Origin of the sequence: Clostridium sp. Marseille-P299, from assembly GCF_900078195.1 — a bacterium.
GTDB lineage: Bacteria > Bacillota > Clostridia > Lachnospirales > Lachnospiraceae > Lachnoclostridium.
Map to the genome: position 1 here is coordinate 2,501 of NZ_FJVE01000006.1, position 21,361 is coordinate 23,861.

The 21,361-nt window shown below is 32.5% G+C and carries 18 protein-coding genes and 1 other RNA gene (1 of these 19 only partly in view); 2 read left to right on the forward strand and 17 right to left on the reverse strand.

From position 1 onward, the window contains the following. The 6 genes from BN4220_RS04115 to BN4220_RS04140 all read right to left on the reverse strand — a co-directional run. Positions 1-41, reverse strand: partial view of a PH domain-containing protein gene (locus BN4220_RS04115; protein WP_148401687.1) — the 5' portion only. 337 nt of this gene lie to the left of the window's left edge; only the first 41 of its 378 coding nucleotides appear in the window; its start codon is at positions 39-41; its stop codon lies beyond the left edge, outside the window. A 22-nt stretch (positions 42-63) separates the two neighbouring features. Further along, a complete protein-coding gene (locus BN4220_RS04120) occupies positions 64-774 on the reverse strand; it encodes a hypothetical protein (protein ID WP_066714047.1) in 711 nt (236 codons plus the stop codon). Between the two features lie 273 nt (positions 775-1,047). After that, a complete protein-coding gene (locus BN4220_RS04125) occupies positions 1,048-2,544 on the reverse strand; it encodes a sensor histidine kinase (RefSeq protein ID WP_066714049.1) in 1,497 nt (498 codons plus the stop codon). Then, positions 2,544-3,218 (reverse strand): response regulator transcription factor, encoded by a 675-nt coding sequence (locus tag BN4220_RS04130; protein WP_066714051.1) that lies wholly within the window; start codon positions 3,216-3,218, stop codon positions 2,544-2,546. The genes BN4220_RS04125 and BN4220_RS04130 overlap by 1 nt, the downstream gene beginning before the upstream one ends. A 152-nt stretch (positions 3,219-3,370) precedes the next feature. Next, positions 3,371-4,213: a peptidylprolyl isomerase gene (locus BN4220_RS04135; protein ID WP_066714053.1), complete on the reverse strand. Its 843-nt coding sequence runs from the start codon at positions 4,211-4,213 to the stop codon at positions 3,371-3,373. Positions 4,214-4,389: 176 nt separating this feature from the next. Further along, on the reverse strand, positions 4,390-5,424 hold the full coding sequence (locus BN4220_RS04140; protein ID WP_066714055.1) for a 2-hydroxyacid dehydrogenase: 1,035 nt from the start codon (positions 5,422-5,424) through the stop codon (positions 4,390-4,392). A gap of 682 nt (positions 5,425-6,106) precedes the next feature. Between BN4220_RS04140 and ssrA the strand changes: the two genes are divergently transcribed. Beyond that, positions 6,107-6,452: a transfer-messenger RNA gene (gene ssrA, locus BN4220_RS04145) on the forward strand. A 251-nt stretch (positions 6,453-6,703) separates the two neighbouring features. On the opposite strand, the gene BN4220_RS04150 is transcribed toward ssrA, so the two are convergent. The 11 genes from BN4220_RS04150 to BN4220_RS04200 all read right to left on the reverse strand — a co-directional run bounded on the left by BN4220_RS04150 (position 6,704) and on the right by BN4220_RS04200 (position 19,972). Further along, complete coding sequence (locus BN4220_RS04150) at positions 6,704-7,135, reverse strand: putative ABC transporter permease (RefSeq protein WP_066714059.1); 432 nt, start codon at positions 7,133-7,135, stop codon at positions 6,704-6,706. Between the two features lie 392 nt (positions 7,136-7,527). After that, positions 7,528-7,806, reverse strand: a complete 279-nt coding sequence (locus BN4220_RS04155) for a CD3324 family protein (protein WP_066714060.1) — start codon at positions 7,804-7,806, stop codon at positions 7,528-7,530. Between the two features lie 119 nt (positions 7,807-7,925). Then, positions 7,926-8,897 carry a Gfo/Idh/MocA family protein gene (locus BN4220_RS04160; RefSeq protein WP_347477047.1) on the reverse strand — a complete coding sequence of 324 codons (972 nt, stop codon included), beginning with the start codon at positions 8,895-8,897 and terminating at the stop codon, positions 7,926-7,928. Continuing rightward, the gene (locus BN4220_RS04165; RefSeq protein ID WP_066714061.1) at positions 8,890-9,681 is read right to left on the reverse strand and encodes a SagB/ThcOx family dehydrogenase; all 792 of its coding nucleotides are present in this window, start codon (positions 9,679-9,681) and stop codon (positions 8,890-8,892) included. Before BN4220_RS04165 ends, BN4220_RS04160 begins: the two co-directional genes overlap by 8 nt. Positions 9,682-9,867: 186 nt before the next feature. Then, positions 9,868-10,731 carry an AraC family transcriptional regulator gene (locus tag BN4220_RS04170; RefSeq protein ID WP_066714062.1) on the reverse strand — a complete coding sequence of 288 codons (864 nt, stop codon included), beginning with the start codon at positions 10,729-10,731 and terminating at the stop codon, positions 9,868-9,870. A 206-nt stretch (positions 10,732-10,937) separates the two neighbouring features. Further along, a complete protein-coding gene (locus tag BN4220_RS04175) occupies positions 10,938-12,656 on the reverse strand; it encodes a rhamnogalacturonan acetylesterase (protein ID WP_066714064.1) in 1,719 nt (572 codons plus the stop codon). Positions 12,657-12,901: 245 nt separating this feature from the next. Beyond that, positions 12,902-15,064 (reverse strand): 1,3-beta-galactosyl-N-acetylhexosamine phosphorylase, encoded by a 2,163-nt coding sequence (gene gnpA, locus BN4220_RS04180; protein WP_066714066.1) that lies wholly within the window; start codon positions 15,062-15,064, stop codon positions 12,902-12,904. A gap of 61 nt (positions 15,065-15,125) precedes the next feature. Beyond that, positions 15,126-16,175, reverse strand: a complete 1,050-nt coding sequence (locus BN4220_RS04185; protein ID WP_066714068.1) for a glycoside hydrolase family 88/105 protein — start codon at positions 16,173-16,175, stop codon at positions 15,126-15,128. 75 nt (positions 16,176-16,250) lie between these two features. Continuing rightward, positions 16,251-17,969, reverse strand: a complete 1,719-nt coding sequence (locus BN4220_RS04190) for an extracellular solute-binding protein (protein WP_066714070.1) — start codon at positions 17,967-17,969, stop codon at positions 16,251-16,253. Positions 17,970-18,034: 65 nt separating this feature from the next. After that, complete coding sequence (locus tag BN4220_RS04195) at positions 18,035-18,955, reverse strand: carbohydrate ABC transporter permease (protein WP_066714072.1); 921 nt, start codon at positions 18,953-18,955, stop codon at positions 18,035-18,037. A 12-nt stretch (positions 18,956-18,967) separates the two neighbouring features. Then, complete coding sequence (locus BN4220_RS04200) at positions 18,968-19,972, reverse strand: ABC transporter permease (protein ID WP_242867736.1); 1,005 nt, start codon at positions 19,970-19,972, stop codon at positions 18,968-18,970. Positions 19,973-20,323: 351 nt separating this feature from the next. Here BN4220_RS04200 and BN4220_RS04205 point away from each other — a divergent pair, with 351 nt between their 5' ends. After that, complete coding sequence (locus tag BN4220_RS04205; protein ID WP_066714074.1) at positions 20,324-21,262, forward strand: AraC family transcriptional regulator; 939 nt, start codon at positions 20,324-20,326, stop codon at positions 21,260-21,262. Positions 21,263-21,361 lie beyond the last annotated feature (99 nt).

Here is a 21,361-nt window from a genome sequence, read left to right on the forward strand (position 1 = left end):
AAAAATTTCGTTCTTTTCTTCTCAATAAATATCGGTTCCAAATTGGTTCCTCCCTGCATTGTATTATTTCAATTTAACAATTGCTGTCTTGTGTGCATGTGAAATAATAACATTAACAACATCTAGATTAACCTTATCATAAACACTAAATACCAATACAGTATCTAAGGTAGAATTTCCCTTTACAGTAGTATCGATTAATCTCAAATCGTTATCTAGAAATGTTAATAATGGTTTTTGAAAATTTCCTGTATTAATATCTAGTTGATATAAAATGTCTGATTTAGCTAGATTTAAAGCGATGTCTTTTTTTGAATTATTTTTCACCTTAAATTTCACAATTAATAATTGTTTACCGTCTCCTGCTTCAATATTAAAGTAAGTATCTGATAGACTGTCTTTTATCTCATATCCACTATATTCTATTGTTAAGTTTTTTACACCAATAACTTCTGTAAAATCAGCATTTGCTTGTAAATTACTATCATTAATGAAGCTTGCTTCATCCTTATTTGTAACATCTTTATTTTCATCAGCAATTGCTAAAGTAGGAGATGGCGTTGGTGTGGTAGTAACTGTGTCTACATTACTTTCCTCATCCTCTTCAGGATTAATTAGAACTTCCTCATAATTTTTATCATACTTAAATATCAAACCAGCAATGTATTCGGCAACTATATCTGATTCATTGTCAGTTAGCGAAATAGAACTGGCACACCCAGTTAAAAGTAACATACTAAGCCCCGAAATTGCAAGAAACATTTTAAATTTCAATGGATTTCCTCCCATACTATATACAAATTTAGTATTTTTATCCTTTTATAATAATAACACTTATTTTACTTATCGGCAATCTAATTATTTTAATTAATATCAATAGTAAAATAAATATCACTTATAGTAGATACGTACTATATAAGAGTAGAAAAAGTAAATTAAACGAAGTATTATTAATAAGATTAATTCCTATAATGAAAAAAAAGAATGCAATTACACAAGTTTTAAGTTGATTAAACTTAAAAACTAGCATAATTACATTCCATTTAATTAACTTTTAGCATCTAATTCAAACCAGAACTCTACGCCTGATTGATGGTTGACTACACCACACTCACGATTATGAGAAGTCATAATTGCCTTAACTATAGAAAGTCCAATACCACTTCCACCATATTCTCTTGTTCTCGCTTTATCAACTTTATAGAACTTAATCCAAATTTTATCAAGATCTTCTTCTGGAATATTAGCTCCCGTGTTATAAACTGCGATACGAACCAAATCATTGATACGAATTAATTTTACTTCAATTATGTTCGCTCCACTAACATGATGTATTGCATTGCTTATATAGTTAGTAACAACTTCCTCAATCATGTACTCATCTGCCCAAACATAAACTGGTTCTTTCTCATCAAAGATGACTGTAATATTCTTTTGTTTTATTAAAATATCAGTTGAGTTTAAGACAGATTGTATTAACGCCACAATATCAAATCGCTCAAATTCCACCTGATTATTACCAAACTCAATTTGATTAAGTGATAATAACTTTTTCACCATGTTGTTCATTTTCATTGCTTCATCAATAATGACTTCACAGTAAAAATCTCTACTCTCTTGATCATCTGAAATATTTTCTTTTAAACCTTCTGCATATCCTTGAATCAACGCAATTGGAGTTTTTAATTCATGAGTAACATTGGATAGAAAATCTTTTCGCATCTCATCAATTTGTATTTTGTTATCAATATCAGATTGCAGTTCATTATTTGCACTCTTTAGCTCCGAAATTGTCTGTTCTAAACGTTCAGATAGTGTATTAATGCTTGTTCCAAGTAACCCTATCTCATCTTGTGTTTTAACTTCGTATTTTACATCAAAATCTAAATCTGACATTTTCTTAGCAATCTCAGACAACTCAAGAATAGGCCTTGTAAATCTACGGCTAATAATAAACATTGCAGCTGTTCCCAGTATTGTTACAAAAATACCGACATATGATAAGAATTTATTTGAAATAGCAACGTTATCTTGTAAATTTTGAAAGTTAGTACGGAAGAATACAATGTAGCCACTATCTAATTTGCCTAAGAGATCTATCGAATTGGAATCCATAAGCATATCATACTGTTTATATATATCATATGCTCCTTCTTTAACCTTAATATGATCTAAAACATTGATTCCTTCGTAATTCGAAAAGCCACCAAAATAAGCTAACATTGACTTTTCTATCCGCTTCACATCAGTTTTAGAGCCATTGGTAATTGGATCTGGACTTCCAGTATAAATCCACATAATTAGATTGTTTTTAAAACCTAATTGCCCTATTCGGATAGCATCTGATTCTGACAATGAACCATTTTCATCTATATTATTAAAAATGTTATTTAATTCAGTATATGTCTCATCAAGCGCCTTAACTTTACTATATTGATAATAAAGGGTTAAAAATGACTTATTAATCATCCAACTTGCAAATATCGTTAAAACAATAGACGCAGTTAATAACAGTGTAATTTTTAATCGTATGGAATGCTTCATTATTCTACCTCAAACTTATATCCCATACCCCAAATCGTCTTGATATAATCCCCTTTGTCGCCCATTTTGCTACGTAGTTTCTTTACATGCGTATCTATTGTTCTAGCATCTCCAAAGTAGTCATAATTCCAAACATTATTCAAAATCTTTTCTCTAGATAATGCAACCCCTTTATTCATAACAAAATAATAAAGTAATTCAAATTCCTTAACGCTTAGATCTACGTTATTATTATCAATTTTTACTTGATGTGCTGCTTTATCAATGAGTATTCCTCCGACTTCTATTACTCCCTCTTCTTGTTGGTTGGTTCTTCGAAGAATTGCTTCTACTCTAGCAACTAAGATTTTCGGACTAAATGGTTTAGAAATGTATTCATCAACGCCAAGTTCAAACCCTAACAACTCATCTTTTTCATCGCTTTTTGCAGTTAACATAATAATCGGTACCTTAGAATACTGGCGAATTTCTCTGCAAACCTGCCATCCATCCATTTTAGGCATCATAACATCTAATATAATTAATGCAATATCCTTTTGTTCAAAGAAAATATCAACTGCAGCCTCACCATTTTCAGCTTCAATCACATCGTAATTATTGCGTGATAAGAAGTCTTTAACTAATTTTCGCATTCTACTTTCATCGTCAACAACTAATATTTTTAATGATTCCATCCCGCACCTCCGTAAGTGTTTAATCTAAAAGAAGTATAATAAACAGTTATGAAAAAACTGTGAAATAATTGATTTCTTTCCATAGATAATTATGAACTATTTGTGAATCAACAAATTTCTTTATATAATAAAAATTTATTAATCTATATTTTCTACTTTCCTGTATATTCATATATTTTTACTGTTTCCATAATAACTTGAGTCAAAGGGGCTTTCGTTTCACTATCCACCGGGATACTTGCCACCTTATCTAACACTGAAAAGCCATCCATAACTTGTCCAAATACAGTATGTTTTTCATATAACCATGGAGTTCCACCATATGTTAAATAATTGTTTATTTGCTCTTCACTTAAAGAAACACCATATGCTTCTTTAAAATAATCCTTGAAACTAAGTTCATCCTTATAACGCTCATCAATTAATGTCTTCATCTCTTGCACGGATGCTGCGTCGGCATCTACTATAAAAAACTGACTTCCGTTTGTGTCTGCACCTGAATTAGCCATACACAAAGCTCCACGGAAAGGTTGTAATTTATCCGTAAATTCATCTTCAAACGGCTCATCCCAGATACTGCTGCCGCCTCGTCCAGTTCCAGTTGGGTCACCACCTTGAATCATGAAGTTATCTATAATTCGATGAAAGCTTACGCCATCATATTTTCCTTCTTTTGCTAAAGTCGTAAAGTTTTCAACTGCCTTAGGAGCATATTTAGGAAATAATTTTATTGTAATAGTTCCATAGTCTTTAATTACGATTTCAGCGACTGTATCACCCTTTTTCAAATCAGCAAATTGAGTTAATTTCTTTGCTTCCTCTGATAATGTTGGTTCTTCTTTTAATGTTTCTCCTCCATTATTATCAGTATTCGTTTCATCAGTAACTGTTGTGGTAGGATTTGGATTTACATCCTTATTATCAGTCCCCTTGCAACCAATGGATAATAAAGCAACCATAGCTAATGTAATTCCCAATTTAACCGTTTTTCTCATTTTTTATTTCCTTTCGTATATAAATTCTAGTCTTTTTAGTAAAATCTTTCTAATTCGTAGAAAAAAGAGGATGCCTTAAACTATATATAATAACGTTAGTTTTAAGACACCCCCATTAAAATTATAAACATCCTATCACATTCTTCATATGTTTGCAATGAAAGTATATTGTAAGATTAAAAGCAACGTTCTTTATGATCTTTCTTACAGGTTGTAGCCTTAATGCAATTATAACATATTTCATTCGGCAGTGGCTTGTTATCAAAATAATCTCTTAAGTTATGAAGAGTCGTTTCTGCAATATTACTTAGTGCTTCTGCAGTTAAAAATGCTTGATGTGATGTTACTAAAATATTAGGCATTGAGATTAATCTTGCTAACGTATCATCTTGTATGATACTACTTGAAAAATCCTCAAAAAATAAATCGGCTTCTTCCTCATATACATCAAGACCTGCTGCACCTACTTTTAATTGTTTCACAGCTTCTAATAGACTTTCACTCTCAATCAATGCACCTCTTGATGTATTAATTATATATACGCCATCTTTCATATTCGCAATACTTTCTTTATTGATTAGATGGTAGGTATCTTTTGTTAATGGGCAATGTAGTGAAATGATATCCGATTGTTTACACAATTCTTCAAAGGTCACATAATGCACATCTAGATTTTTATTTGGGTAAGGGTCATACGCTATGATATTCGCTCCAAAACCTGAACACAAACTTATAAAAGCCTGACCAATACGCCCAGTACCTACGACACCAATGGTTTTACCATGAATATCGAAACCTGCTAATCCTTCAAGATTAAAATTAAATTCTCTTGTACGGTTAAATGCACGATGATATTTTCGATTTAAAGTAAGTAACATTCCCATTGCAAATTCTGCTACTGCATAGGGGGAGTATGCCGGTACACTTACTACATGTATTTTATTATAAGCAGCTTCAAAATCCACATTGTTATATCCTGCACATCGCATGCCAATAATTTTTATACCCAAGGAATCAAGTACTTCAATTGTATCTTTATCGATTGTATCATTTACGAAAGCTACAACAGCATCACTACCATTGGCCATAATCGCTGTTTTACTATTTAATTTTTCTTCGAAATACTCGATTTCGAATCCATATTTATCTTTTAGTTTATCAAAATACGTACGATCATAAGATTTCGTATCAAAGAAGCTAATCTTCTCCATAATAAATCACCCTTTCTGTAAACTTATTTTATCAATTGGCTTTCCTACTAGTTCCAAACTTTATATCTAGTAAATCGTTTATAGTTTATAGTCTATAGTTTATAGTTAATAGTTAATAGTTTATGGCTAATAGTCTCTAGTAAATAACCTTGGTTTTTTAATTAATACTTGATAGATGATAACTTTTAAGTTTTAATTGAAAAATGATATATGGTAACTTTTAGTTTTAATTAACAGATTATAGTTTTTAGTTATCTCTATTTAAATTAATAAACATTATTATATTACATCTCTTTCTTATTGTTTCTTATTATGTACATACATAACATTGTATACTCTTATCTTTATCCTTCTTATTATTAGAATACACATACTAAAAAAATTATATTATATGCACAGAAAATAAATTATTGCTAAAAGTGCTCTCAAAATTTCTTACTTATAGCTATAAGATATCAAGACATTAATTTCGTTATTATAGTGAGATATAAAAATAGTAATTAAATTCAAGTTTTAATATAATTCTTCAATATTTATTTCCAATTTTCTACTATTCGAATCTATCACTGTTCTATTGACATTTCAATTTCTCTATATTATACTTAGTTTACGTCTGATGAAATCATCTTAATTGTAATTTTTTTCATAAAACTTGTCAATAGTTACAATTAAGTTAAAACCAGGGGTTGTACTGGTTTCGACGGGGGTTTTGAAATTACGGAAGCCATTCGTGGACTAGGACCACGTAAAAACTTAGAATTAAATATAAACGCAGACGAAAATTTAGCGTACGCTGCCTAGTGGCAGCTGTCGAACTTAAGCTTCCTGCGGCTTAAGACCTCGGCATCAAATTTGCAGGGCACTTTATTTCCAAAGCTTTGAGGAGATAAAAGAACTTATGAAGCTACTAAAGTCTATAGCCTGTCTGTTGGCGATAGATGGAGGGAATGTTAAAAGATAGACTGTAATGGGAGATGCTGTAATGGATGGGCTTTCGGACAGGGGTTCGATTCCCCTCAGCTCCATCTTTAAGAAGTAGCAAAAACACGTATAGTACTGATATTTACTGGTATTATACGTGTTTTTATTTTTCTTGTATTAATATTTTCCTCGAATTATACAACAATTTCGTTATTATACAACACGAAATACAACTCGAGTTTTTAAACAAAAGTACTTTTGATGTTCTAACTGTCCATTTTCTTGATACCAGGTATTATATTATAATTTTCATTTAAATATGACAATGGTATCTATCACTGGTTTATTACAGCATTACTTAATTTAATCCCCCCAATCTATAATGAGGTTTACTCTCCCCAAAAAGAAAATATCTGATATAATTATTTACTACAATTGCAACAATAGCTAATAGACACCAAAGTATAGAAAATGGTACACATATTTGGCCAAGAAAATTTAATTTATAATTCGTATAATCCCAAACATCTAATTTTAAGATAATATTTATAATAATCCCAGCTATTAATTCTAATAACGTAATAAGTGCTCCGCCGATGATTCCTTGTTGCCAAAGCGGTAAGGTACAATCAAGTCCTTTGTTTATAAGGCCACATAGAAGAAAGGCCAATCCACCAACAACTACCATACTCCAATGACTATCACCTTTATATAAGATTTCAAGTGTTATGTAAATCAAACCACCAATTAGATAAAGAACAATATACTTACACAATGTTTTCAAAAACATCAACCTCCTATTTAATAATTGTGTCTTAAATTCTCATTCGTAACTTATCATCAACTTGTTCATCTTTTGATAGTTAAGTAGTTCATAGAATATAATCCAACAAATAGTAAATTCTTAAGTATATTGATTTTAAACTTTATCTTAAAGAGCTTATTAAATTGCTATCTTCACCTCCCATATGATTATCTTTGACAAATAAGTAATTTTTTTACATTTTATATTTATATTCTACCTTCTTTCCCTATAATGTAAATATATATTTGTAATTATTTTACATTTATAGTTGAAATGTACGGAGATATGCTATAAAACATTACAAGAAAACACTATTAAACATAGTAGATACACGTAAAAAATGCGCCATACCGTTTCCTACGATATCGCGCATTCTGTTAACTATTTTCTTTTTTAATTCTAGATATTATTCCTTTGATGCTTTTTATAGATAAGTAATATTTCTCTGAAAGCTCTTGCACCGAAACCCCTTCCATATAGGCTTGAAATATCTCGGTATTTCTTATTATAATCATTTCCTTGCTTTTGGTATTTTCACCCCATGCTTTTTTTCGTTCTGCTTTTCTTGGAATATATATACATTCTCCATCCACGTAGGATTGAATTAATTCTATAATCTCATCTGGCAATATATCTGCTGCTTTTACATAGCTCATTTTGCTTCTCCCTTACAATTTTTTTGTTAGTTAAAAGCAAAGGCTATTCATCTAATTTACAGTATGCAATAGCCTATGCTATGCATTTAATACTAATCTCATATACTACCTCCATAAATTTAGTCAAATGGGTAATGAACTCCCCACATTTTTCGTAATTGATCCATAAACTCCATCATACGAATTGTTTCGTCATGTGGCATCTGAGGACACTCTAGTTCTCCATCTTTGATTGCTTTAATAGCAGCTAACACCTCGTATTCATAGCCTGTGATTTGCTCTGGACGATGTATTGTCTTAATAAGTTCATTTGCGTTATTATAAATTTCAATGCTTTCGTAATTTGTCATGCCCTTAACTACGAAATATCCTTCCGAACCATATACTACGGCTCTTGATTCCATTTTACTTAACATCGAACTATTTAGAGTTGCTAACTTATTATCCTTATATTTTAAAATAATACTATGCTGTGCATCAACCCCATACTCATTTAGAATTGCTGTAGTTTTAATATCCTCTATATCAAGCCCAAAAGTTATCGCTGCAAAGGTAAGAGGATATATTCCCAAGTCAAGAAGTGCCCCTCCTGCAAGCTCTGGTTTACTCATTCTTGGTACATTGAAATTCCTAGCGCCAAAATCAGAGTGCAAGGTGTGTACCTCTCCAATTACACCATCTACGATTAGATCTTTAATTGTTTTAGCCATTGGCATATAACGAGACCAAATAGCTTCTGTGATTAGAAGACCTTTCTCTTTTGCAAATGAAAGTACTTCTTTTGCCTGCTTTGCATTTGCCGTAAACGCTTTTTCACATAAAACATGTTTACCATGCTCTAGGCAAAGCATCGAATATTCGTAATGATGAGAATGTGGAGTTGCAATATAAACCAAATCAATATTCGGGTCCTTAACCATTTCTTCATATGAACCGTAAGCATGCTCAATATGAAATTCTTCTGCAAATTCTAATGCTTTTTCAATGGTTCTAGAAGCGATTCCATAAAGGTTTGCTTCCTTCATCCCATTCACAGTTTTTGCCATTGATTTTGCAATTCTACCTGCGCCTAATATTGCTATATTAATCATCTTGTGCCACCTTTCCTACGGATGCTGCATAAACAACAAATTCATTTTCTTTTGAGAATGATGGAGTTGTATCAAGCTCTAATAATTCATCTGCAAGTTCTTGCTCATAAGCACCAATTGCACATGTTCCACAACCAATTGCTTCGCAAGCTAAATATAAATTCTGGCAAACATGTCCAACATCGATCAATGAATACTTTTGTGCTTTTGTAGTATAACGCCATTCGGAACGATACGGCGTTACCGTCCAAAGAATAGAAATTGGTGCATTTCCAAAAAAGTCTTGACCTAGAAAAGCTTTTGAAAGTTTTTCTTCCATATTTTCAAATGCTTTTAAAAATTCTAATTTATGTTCAATCGCTAAATAATGATATAAACCTGGCTTAAGCCCTTCTACATTTTTTATAAAAAGATATGTCTCAAATGGATGTCTTGCGCCAGCGGATGGTACTGTACGTATGGTTGCTTTTCTTTCTCTACCAATTACTTTTTTAACGCCTTGTGTTGACCATAATAAAAAAGATAATTCATCTAATGTTAATTTTGTATCTTCATACTTTCTTCTACTTTTTCTTGTAGTAAGAATCTTTAAAAAATCATTATTTTTTATAACATGTTCAAATTCTGTCGTTAAATCGATTGTTTCTATCCCATATGCAGGTTTCTCTAATGGAGGTTGCATTATTCCAGCATTTTGATCGCTGATATAATCCTCATCTAAAGAAGTATATGCTTTCATTACTTCTCTTAATTGTAATATTTTATGATTTAATTTATCATCCATAGTCTTAATCTCCCTTAACATAAACGAAAAAACTGTAAAGCTTCTAACTTTTAGTACTAGATTCTAAAAAGTTCTTCGAACTTTTCATCATTAGATACATGGTGCAAAAAGAGCACCATGTATCTACATTATAACACAGTCTTTTCCTAGTTAATACCAAAATCTTAACTTATATGGAATCTTCTTTTACTGCTTTTGTAATAGCATTTTATTACGGTATTTTAAAGGAGTGATTCCCATGTAGCGTTTAAAAATGCGCCCAAAATAAGTAATACTTTCATAACCAAGCAATGCGGAAACTTCCTTGATTGAAATCGACTTGTCTAATAAAAGTTCTCGTGATTTTTTCATCCTTTGTAAATTCACATATTCTGCCACAGTAAATCCTGTGGTTTCTTTAAATACTCTGCTTAAATAATTTTTATTTACACCAAATTGCTCTGATAATTGTTCTAAGGATTGTTCTGTGTTAAAATTACGAGTTATGAATTCTGCTATTTCTTCTACTTTTTCATGTCTTGGAGATAAGGTCTTATCATTTTTCAGGTCGATACTACTCTTTCTTCGTATAATAAAAATAAAGAACTCGATGAGTTTAACATATGCCATCCATTGATATCCACTATCCTTTTTTCTAATCTCCTCCGCAATTTCATACAAAATAGATTCCACATGCTTTTGCTCTTTTTCATTTAACTCAAATACTCCATGAAATTTAGTAAAATAATGATCTAAGTTTTGAGATTCTTTTTCACCAATCGCAAAAAGTAGTTGAAATTCCTGCTCTTTTGATTGTATCCATATGCGTTCATACAAAGTGCCCTTAGAAAAACTTATTTTATGTACTTGCCCTTTATTTATTAGTACTAAACTTCCTTTTTTAATATTATATGTTTCTTTCTCAATAAATAAATTGCCTTCTCCATTCAACAAATAATAAATTTCATACTCATCGGGAAAATAATTGCTTGGCATAGATTGCTCATTATTAAGAATCACTCGCTCTATTTTTAAACTATCCAGAAATTCCTCAAAGATAACTTCCCTCATTTATAAAACCCTTTCTCAGGTTCCTTTTTAGATACCTTTTCTAATGCATCCCCTGCTGTTATTTATGATACTATCTTCCATGGCATTCTCTGTTGCTATTTATGATAATTTCTTTCATGGCATTCCCTGTTCTATTTATGACTATCTCTAATGTCATTTCCTGTTGCTATTTATGATACTATCATTAATGTCATCCCACGTTGTTTTTATAAAACTAATTCTAGCTGCTTTAACACAGTAACAGCCTCTCCCCTTGTTATATATTTTTTAGCTTGGAACTCATGTGGAATGATTGAAAGATGTATCGCTTTCTTCACATAAGGTATAGCATAAGGGCTTACATCGGATGGAATCTCATAGTCAGGCACATTGGTAAGAACTTTTCTACAGCAGTAGCCTTTGATACAATAGGATATTAGCTCTTCCCACGTTACAAAGTTATTTGGATGAAACAAATTATCTTTCACCAAATAATCATCTAAAAGATTATTTTGTATCGATACTTCTACCACCCCAGCATACCATTCATGCCCTAAGACATCAGGATAATGATCATTATAAACATTTGTTGGTACAAAACGAACTACTTTGATAATAAAATCCAATGCCTCGGCTCTGGTTATATATTCATCCGCCCGCTCAACTTCACTTGTAAATACACTCTCTGATAACTCACCTTTAAAATCTTTTGGTGGAATAGGCAAGGTAATGGAATCTGGAGGTAAGAATTCATCTTCTAATTCATTTATATAATAAGACAAATCTGGGATATTTTCCTGTTTGCATGCTCTTGCTACATATCTAGCCATTTGGTATGCACCATAATCATTACTATGGGTATAATCTTTTGGAAAATAATATCGTTTTGCTCTTTCCAAACCTTCTTTTAAAACAAAATCCATACTCATTTGATGCAAGTCTATAACCGCTACATTCATCTCTTTCCCAATTTCTATGCACACTTCTGCAAAATCCTTTAATAAATCATTGTAACTTCCATCTGATTTCCATGTATTTCTTGCTAGTGGTGTCACTATTATTGGAATAGCGCCAAATCCTCTCATTTCAATCACGTAATTGCATAAACGTTCTTTATAGCCACCAAATGCATCTAAATGTGTAAGCTTTTGATCGTTATGCCCAAATTGCATGATAAAATAATCTCCTGGCTGTATGTACTTTTTAACGATATCGTAATGCCCCTCTTTTACAAATGACTCAGTAGTAAGTCCAGAATGTGCATGGTTCGATACTGCTATTCCATTCATAAGAAAGGCTGGGAACATTTGAGCCCATCCTGAGTAACAGCAACCAGGATCATATGGATACGCTGCACCTTGATCAGTTACGGTGGAATCCCCTGCAATATAGATTGTTTTACATTTTAATTCACGAATTGAAATCTTAGATACAATAGGTGTAGATGCTAAAATTGCAATATCAATGGACGAATCTTTAAACACTATTTCTTTGCCACGTGGAATGATGTCACAAACATTCACAGTAAATGTTTGTTCAAATACAGTATTAGCACTAAGATAAGGAATACGTACCATCAATCGTCTTCTTTGACTAAAAATCATGACATCGTAAAGCTCCTTATCCGCTGTATCAATCGTTACCGTAACTTCATAATTACCTGCCTGTGGAACATTGCTTTTAAAAATTAATGGAAGGGATTCGTTCATAACTATCATACAGCCATTTGTTCTCTGCTCTATGCTCGTTAGTTTTTCACCTACTAACCAGTACCATGGTTCAAATGCAGAATTCAATTCCGCTATTTTTAATTCTTCTATTTCATTCCTATTTTGTTCTGTGACAAATCCAAATCCATTCTCTAAACTATATAAACAATCCGATGAAATAGCTATATTGGAATCCGTTTTATATAATTCACCAAATACATATTCTCTATAAAACATATTGCAACCACACCTTTCCATTCTCTTAAAGAATGTATTTAAAACTTACACTTTGATTTAAAAAATAAAAAATACCATAAAAATTATTTTACTTAAATCATTAGATAAAACATCTAACACTTAAGGGTAAAAGTAACCTTTATGGTATTTCAAATACAACATTATTTTAGATTCTTAAGTTTTAATTTGAAAATAATTAAAAATCTAGCCGTTCCACTTCACCCCATACATTTCTACATAATTAATTATTCCAATTCAACAATACTTGTATCATATGCCTCCAAAACAATTGATTTTCTTCCAAAGTCTGTCTCAATCTCTGTTACTTGTTTTTCATCACTGTTATTAATAACAACCAATGTCTGACTGTTCGGATAATAAGCACATTCTGTATATGGATTACTTGTAACATACTTACTGGATAGGAGAGTACCTCCTACGTATAAGATTAAATTAAATAACAATCTAGTATTCTCCAAACTCAATTCATAAGAAGATAAATAAATACCTTTACCACTTCCATAGGAATTTATTGTCATGGTTGGAATTCCATTTTCATCCGCAAGTACTGCTGCTAGACCATCCGTTAAATATAAATTTTCTTTTCCCTTAACAAATGAATTATTTGGAATAAGTCCTTCTATCTTCGTGGTATCATACTTCCATTTTCCATGGCAAACCCTTGCCCCAGTATCTTTATCAATTCCAAGAATATGAGCCATTCTAAAATAAGTATCATATCCTTCCACAGCAGATGGTTCATTTACACCAAGGAAAGTTCCACCTTCGTAAACCCATTTTGTAAGGATTTCAACAACCTCATCATCTTTCCAATAATCTCCGCCACTCCATGCAGAGCCCGCATATCCTGCATTAATTACAATATCAATGTCATTAAGTGCTCCCTGTTTTAAATCTTCAAAACTAATGAAAGATACATCTACCGGAAGGCCAGATAAAGCTTCATTGATATGAATTAAATCATGCATATAGGTTTCATGAAAATGCCCGGACAAGGTCCACGATCTTAATTTACCCCAACTATGTAAAACTGCTACCTTAGATTTGACTGTAAGAGGATGACCCGCTTTATGAAATTCCTTAATCAAACGAAATTCATCTGCTACCTTTTCAATATAATCGCAAAAGTCTGGATATGGCTCTACCAAATGTAAATAACCACCTAGACCAATTCGATCAATCGGTACTCGAAGCAATGCTCTGCGTATGCTATTCCAAAACTTTTTCGCTTCTAGTGTTGGGTCTCCGCCTTCCATAAATGTAGGAAGCCCACCAAGCCCAACCGGGAATAAATATGGATGTAATCTTAATTCATGTGTAGCTACGTCAACCCCCGCACATAACCTAGCCTCATATCCTGAAAAAACACATTTAATTAAGCCATCAAATCCAAATTCTTTAAATCTATCATTATATGGTTCAATACCAACCCAACTGTCATCATAAAATACATAAGCCAATTTATTGTACTTATGCGTTATATCAATTAACTTTTTACCAAATGTAATGACAAAATCATTAATGAATTCCATCCAATCAAGCTTTTTCTTATTCGCTACCATGTGAGTAACATTTAACTTACCTTGATTGATAAAATCCTCTGCTGTCATTTGGTACCCATACTTTTCTTTAAACTTATCAAGTGCTAATGGGCTTACTGTAAAATCGTAAGACCCCCAATCTGAAAAGAGATGTCTATTTCTCTCACTGCTACCCCATATCCAAACAAAATTATAAAACATTGATGTAAAACGAACTACTGTTGTATCTGGATGAGCCTTACACCAATTCTCCATCCAATCTAGCATATATTCCTGCGTTTTTACATGCATTGGGTCAATTTGCATAAGATGTTCTTTGTCCCAATGATTCGTCGTATGATTGTACATCGAAATTTCTTCCCAAATACGATAAGCCATAAAACTTACAGTATACTTATGCCATAAACAAATATTTTCTATAACAACACTTTCTGACTCTTTTTGATAATTCCACTGTTCTCTAGCTACTTCCATACCAGTTGTACGATCATATACCTGCCAGTATTTTAAAGAATCTACAGAATCATTTATCTTAAATTGTTCTTTAAAAAAATCATCCATTAAAGAGATTGTTAAAGTCGTCTCTGAAGCAATTTTAGGTGAAGTCATAAGAAAGGTCTGCTGAAGCTTATCCATATTATCTTTTGCCCAGGTATTATGATCACGTATAATACAAATAGTAGAGTAGATACCATAACCAGCATTTAAAATCTCGTCTGATAAAACTGTTCCATCGCTATCACGAATCACGTCTGCTCCCCATTTTTCTGCCAATTTGAGGGTCAGTTCTTCATACCCAGATTCACCAGGTAAGGTAAAGCTCCCTTTTGTCACGTTTTTAGTCATGATTTTTGTCCTCCTAATACCCTATAATAAGGCGATACCTTGCATTTTATATATAAGCTAGTTATAGGGCTCCATCACGAACAAAACTCTCGTAATTAAGTGCAGCCGCAAAAAATGCTAAAGCAAGACCCTGTCCCCAACCTTGAATCCAATCTCTTGAAATATTTCTATAACCATCTCTATCTTTCATTACTGCTGTTCCACCTGATACATTTAAGACTCTTCCATCTTCGCTAATATTTTTTAAGACACCTGAAATAGCTTTATTGATGTACTTACTATGTAATGGGTTTCCACAGGTAAGCATTCCTGCAGCAATTCCAGCAGATGCAGAAATTTCTTCATAGGATTCTTCATCATCTAGTAAAGTTCTCCATAGTCCATCTTCCGTTTGAACTAATTTTAATGCAGCTAATTGTTCACTTAAAGAACCTGCAATATCCATATATTTTGGGTAAAGATAGCATTCTGGTAATCTTTTACCTACTTGTGACATTGTATAAGTTGCCCAAGCATTGGCTCTTCCCCAATAGAATCCTGACATATGATCTTTGTTTATATTATTGTATCCATGATACCAAAAACCAGTTGCTTTATCTTGTAAGTATTTGATATGCCAATAATATTGATTCAGTGCATCATCAATGATTTCTTTATCATTAAGTTTAATACCAACTCTAAGTAGGAAAAACGCCGCCATAAATAAGGTATCCGCCCATGCTTGTTCTGGAAAATCATTCTTTGCAGAAACTGTATGTTGCAACACATTATCCCCAAAACGCAACGCTTTATTTCTTAAATAATCTACCTTACTCATTACGATATCCCAGTACTTTTCATCATTCGTAGCTTCATATAAAGTGATAAGGCTATGCCCCATAGCACATGTATTTACCGTCCATTTTGGTAAGCCTAATTCTATAAGTTCATCAACTCTATCTTTTAATAAAGTTAAATATTCTTCGTTTTTGGTTACTTCATACGCTTCGCATATACCATAATAAGCTACTCCGCACGGCCAGTCCCAAACCATGTCCATTTTCATTGTTCTTCTTACTATTTTGTCAACAACGTCTTCCAGCTCTTTTTTATCAAATGTCAATTTTAACATAGCCTCTCCTATCTGCGTGCGAACACGGCTTTTAAAAAGGGGGGATACTACAGCCCCCCTAATTAATAAATTTTATTATTTTACAAGTGTTGTAGTATTACCGTCTTTATAAGCTTGTAATCTTTCATCAATAATTTCTTGATATCCAGCTTTTAAGTATGCATCACTAAGTTCTTTGTATAATGCATCAAACTCTTCTGGTTTACACTTAGTTAAACGAACACTATATTCTTTGTATAAACTTAATAATGTTGCTGTGTATTCACTTTCACTTTCAAGTGCCACTGCAAATACTGGATCAGAATAAGCCCAACCATTATCTGCAATTTCTTTTAACTCATAGTAGTTATCAATTAAAGCTTGTGTAAAGTCTTGTGGCAATCCCTTTGGAGAAATTGCTGCAATACTATCCTCAATTGTTCCAATTGTCTTAGATGCATGAACGATACAAGTCATATCGATGTTCATATTGTGATTAAGCATTTCATCTCCTCTATAATCACCATTAACAACTGGAAGACCATTTTCATCTAATGTATAAGTAACGCCTTCAATACCATTTTCTAATGTAAATAAAACATCTTCTTGAGACATCCATTCCATGTACATCCAAGCTGCTTTTAATTGATCTTCATCAGCTAAAGAACTAAATCCAACGATCATACCAAATGGGTTATCTGCACGAATCTGAGGATGATCCATTACGCCTTCTTCAACTCCCCCATAGTTACTAGCAAGAGCAAGTTCAGCATCTGGATTCTTCTCATAGAATGCAGTTAACCAGTCAACATTTGCTGACATATATCCACCGTAACTAAAGATCTTTCCATTAATAAAATCTGATTTCATCTGAAGTGCATCTGCATCTAGATCATATTCTGTGGAAAAATATCCTTTGTTATATTCTGAATTCTGTCTCTTTAATAACTGATATGTTGGCTCCCATGATAAAGAAGCGGTTCCAAGACTTGAATGCATTGCCCATTCTTCTTCATTTACTGGGAAATCTCTAAATCCGAAATTTGCCACATAAGCTGATGTTGGAAGAGAAAGTCCAGTTGGTGCTTGATCTGTTAATCCAGCTGCAACAATTGCATCAATAGCTTTTGTATATTCTGCATAGCTTGTAGGAACTTCCATTCCTACCGCATCTAACCAATCTTTACGAACAAATGTTGCAAATGTATATGTAGTGTTATAGTAAGGTCTTTCAGATAAAGCAAAGTATGTTTTGCCATTAATATCTGTATATCCCAATTGATTATTATCAACCATCTTTTGATAATAAGTTGGTGCAACCTGTGCAAATTCATCTAAATTAATTTCTTGCATTGCACCGTCATTTGCCCATTGTGCAACTTTAGGATAATCATATTCCATTAAAATTGTTGGTGTTTGATCCGCTGCAATTAACATCTGATATTTTGTCATTACATCTGTTCTTGGAATTGCAACATATTCAACTTCAATATTATATTTATCGCCAAATTCTTTTTGTACCCATTTTGTCCAGTAGTTATCATCTACTGCAGGATACCCTTCTTTGGATCTGTCATAAACAGGAACAGTTATGTGTACTTTACTTTCAAATGGTGTCCATCCTTCGATACCCGCAACTGCAGTTTCAGGTTCTTTTCCTGTATCTTCGTTCGCCCCAGCAGTTACACCTGCAGTAGGCTCTTTTGTAACATCACCACTGCCAGTTTGCTCATCTTTTTTACCACACGCAGCAAGTGATCCAACTACCATTGCACTAATCATAACTAGTGAAAAAAGTTTCTTCATTTTCCTCATAATACATCCTCCTTTTATAAATTGCTTTATAGTGACTCTTGTTTAACAAGAAATAACTACCTAAATCAACCTTTCACTGCTCCAATCATAGTTCCTTTTACAAAGTACTTTTGAGCAAAAGGATAAAGACAGATAATCGGTAAAGTAACAAACATAATTGCTGCTGCTTGTAAAACTTCTGGTGTACTTACTACCTGTGCACCTTCCGCAATACTAACAGGTTCTGAAGAAGATAAAATCATATTACTTAACAAATATTGAATGTGCTGTAGTTTTTTTGTAGTTATGTAATATTTTGAATCGGCATATGCATTCCATCTTCCTACTGCATAGAATAAAGACAAGGTTGCAATAATAGCTTTTGAAAGTGGAAGAACTATTTTAATTAAAATTTGGAAATTTGATGCCCCATCAATAAATGCTGATTCCTCCAAACTATCTGGAATATTTGCTTGTAAAAAGCTCTTCATAATCAACATATTATATGGCGAAAATATCAATGGAAAAATCAACACCCACATTGTATCTAGCAATTTTAAATCCTTCATAAGTAAGTATTCTGGAATTAATCCTGCACTAAAATACATCGTAAAGAGTAAGATAAAGGAGAAAAAGTTACGGCCCTTTAATCTCTTTTTGGTAAGTGGATATGCCGCGAATATGGTAACTACCATACCAAGTACAGTGAAAATAGCAGTTACAAAAATCGTATATAACATGGCATGGGTTAATTGACCATCTCTAAAAATTGCTTTATAAGCTTCTAAGGTAAATCCTTTTGGAAATAAATAAACACTTTTTGATAAAACTTCTGTATTACTACTTACTGACTTTGCTCCAATATGTATAAATGGAATAATACAAGTTGAACAAAGAATAACTAAAATTAACATGATAATAATATCGCCAATCTTTATCTTGCCAACCCCAGAGGAAGGCCCACGATTAATTTCTTCATTATGTACTGCACTTTTTGCTAAACTCATAAAACCCCTCCTTTAAATTAATCCATCTTCGCCAAGGGTTTTTGCAATTTTATCTGCAAATAGAACCAATGCTAACCCAACTAGCGACTGAAAAAGACCTACTGCTGTTGCACGACTAAAGTTACCACCACTAAGACCCTTTTCATATACATAAACCGCTAACTGATATTGAAAATCTTTAACGCCTACATTGTCAAAAGCATTTAGACGTTCAAAGTTACTTCCCATAATTCTTCCCAAATTCATAATCAGTAAGGTGATTGTAGTACCTTTGATACCAGGAAGGGTTATACTCTTCATCTTTTGCCAGCGATTTGCACCATCAACTGTGGCAGCTTCATATAATTCACTACTAATACTAGTAATTGCTGCTAGGTAAATAATTGTTCCCCATCCCATACCTTGCCAAACACCAATTAACAAATAACTTACTGCCCAATGCCATTTTTCTGTAAGGAATGGAATTCCCTGTTCAATGAGTCCTGCTTTTTGTAATAAAATATTTACAAGACCAGTTTCAGGTTTAAATAATGTGAATGCAACACTCGCAACGATTACCCAAGATAAGAAATGTGGTAAATATAAAATTGTCTGACTTACCTTTTTAAATCGTGGGTAACGTAATTCATTTAATAATAATGCCAATATAATCGGCATTGGAAATCCTATTAATAAATCTAAAAAGTTAAATATCAAAGAATTTTTTAGTGCTTTTAAAAAGTCAGCATCAGCAAAAACTTTCCTAAATGTTTCGAAACCTACCCATTCACTTCCATCATACCCTTTGGCTGGTTTGTAATTCATGAAAGCCATTCGCAATCCTGGATACGCTGCATATTTAAAAACAATAACACATATTATTGGAATCAATAGCAACAAGTACAGTTGCCAATCTCTTTTTATATAGTGCAACAACCCTTTTTTTCTTGTTGGTAGCTTTTGATTTGAAGAATTTGACTCTTTCTTAGCTGGCAACATAGTTTTTTTCGTTTTTGTTAACGTCGTTCCTTCTCTCATTATGCAACTCTTCCTTTCTATTTGCTTTGCTATTTCTTTTGTTCAAATTGTCCTGTAAATTTGTTTTTTCTTAAATTTATTACAATCATAATACAAAATTTTTCCATTCATTTCTAACGATATTGTAAAATAAACTAATTAAAAACGACCATTTATTTTCAAAATTCTCCTAAAAATCAATCATCAAAATAGCTGAATTGTATGTTTTTAATAGCATTAGAGCCATTTATAATACATTTTTCACAAGTTATAAAAAGAATAATGAAATATCAATGGTTGAAATTCGTGTTTAAATTCATTATAATGATATTGTATAACATGCATAAAACACGAAACGAAAGGATGGATAATATGGCAAAACCAACAAAAAGCGTAGTTGAATATAGACAATATCATCTTCCAATTCATTTCCCGGTATTGCTTCTACATGGAGATCGTTGGAGAATTTCCGATATAAAAAGCGGACGATTACATTTTCATAACTGTCTTGAAATTGGAATTTGTCATTCCGATAGTGGTATTATGGAATTCGAAGGTGAACCAGTTACCTTTAAAGCAGGCGACATCTCTTGTATTCCAAAAAACTTACCTCATACTACATACAGTCACCAAGGTTCGCAAAGTTTATGGTCTTACATCTTTGTGGATCCTGTGGAATTATTTCGTGACTTTTTTCATAATTCCATGCTTGGTTTAGAAATTGAAATAAAACCAAATCGTACATTTCCTTATTTTATGAATAAGGCTGATTACCCTAAGGTACATTATCTAGTCACTTCTATCATTGATGAACTAGAACAACAAAAACCAAATTATCAAACAAGTGTCAAAGGACTTTTGTTATCTTTATATATTGAATTTATTCGCATTCAAAATTCAGAGGAACAGGATTACAATATTGATGCCTCCTCAGATAATGCTCTTGTTATTTCACCTGCACTAGATTTTATTAATACAAACTACATGCAACAATTTACTGTAGATTACTTAGCTGATTTATGCCATTTAAGCGTAACCCACTTTCGCAGGGTCTTTCACTCTATTATGGGTGTTAGCCCACTAGAATTCATCATGAATACTCGTATTTCAAGAGCATGTGTTTTATTAAGAAGTACCGAAGATTCCATATTGTCAATTTCTGAGCAGGTTGGTTTTCATTCCATCTCCAGTTTTAATCGCTGCTTTTTAAAAATAATGGAACTTACTCCTAGGGCATGGAGAAATCAGAGTTTGCATTCAGAAGCAAAGGCTGGTAAGCAATCCATCTTAGAGTTTCGTGGTTGGGTATAATAAGGTATTTCCTATAGTATAAAAAAGGATTGTTGCAACATAAAAATGTACAACAATCCTTTTTTCATGTAAGCCTCGTCTAAGTAGCAATTTATGTAA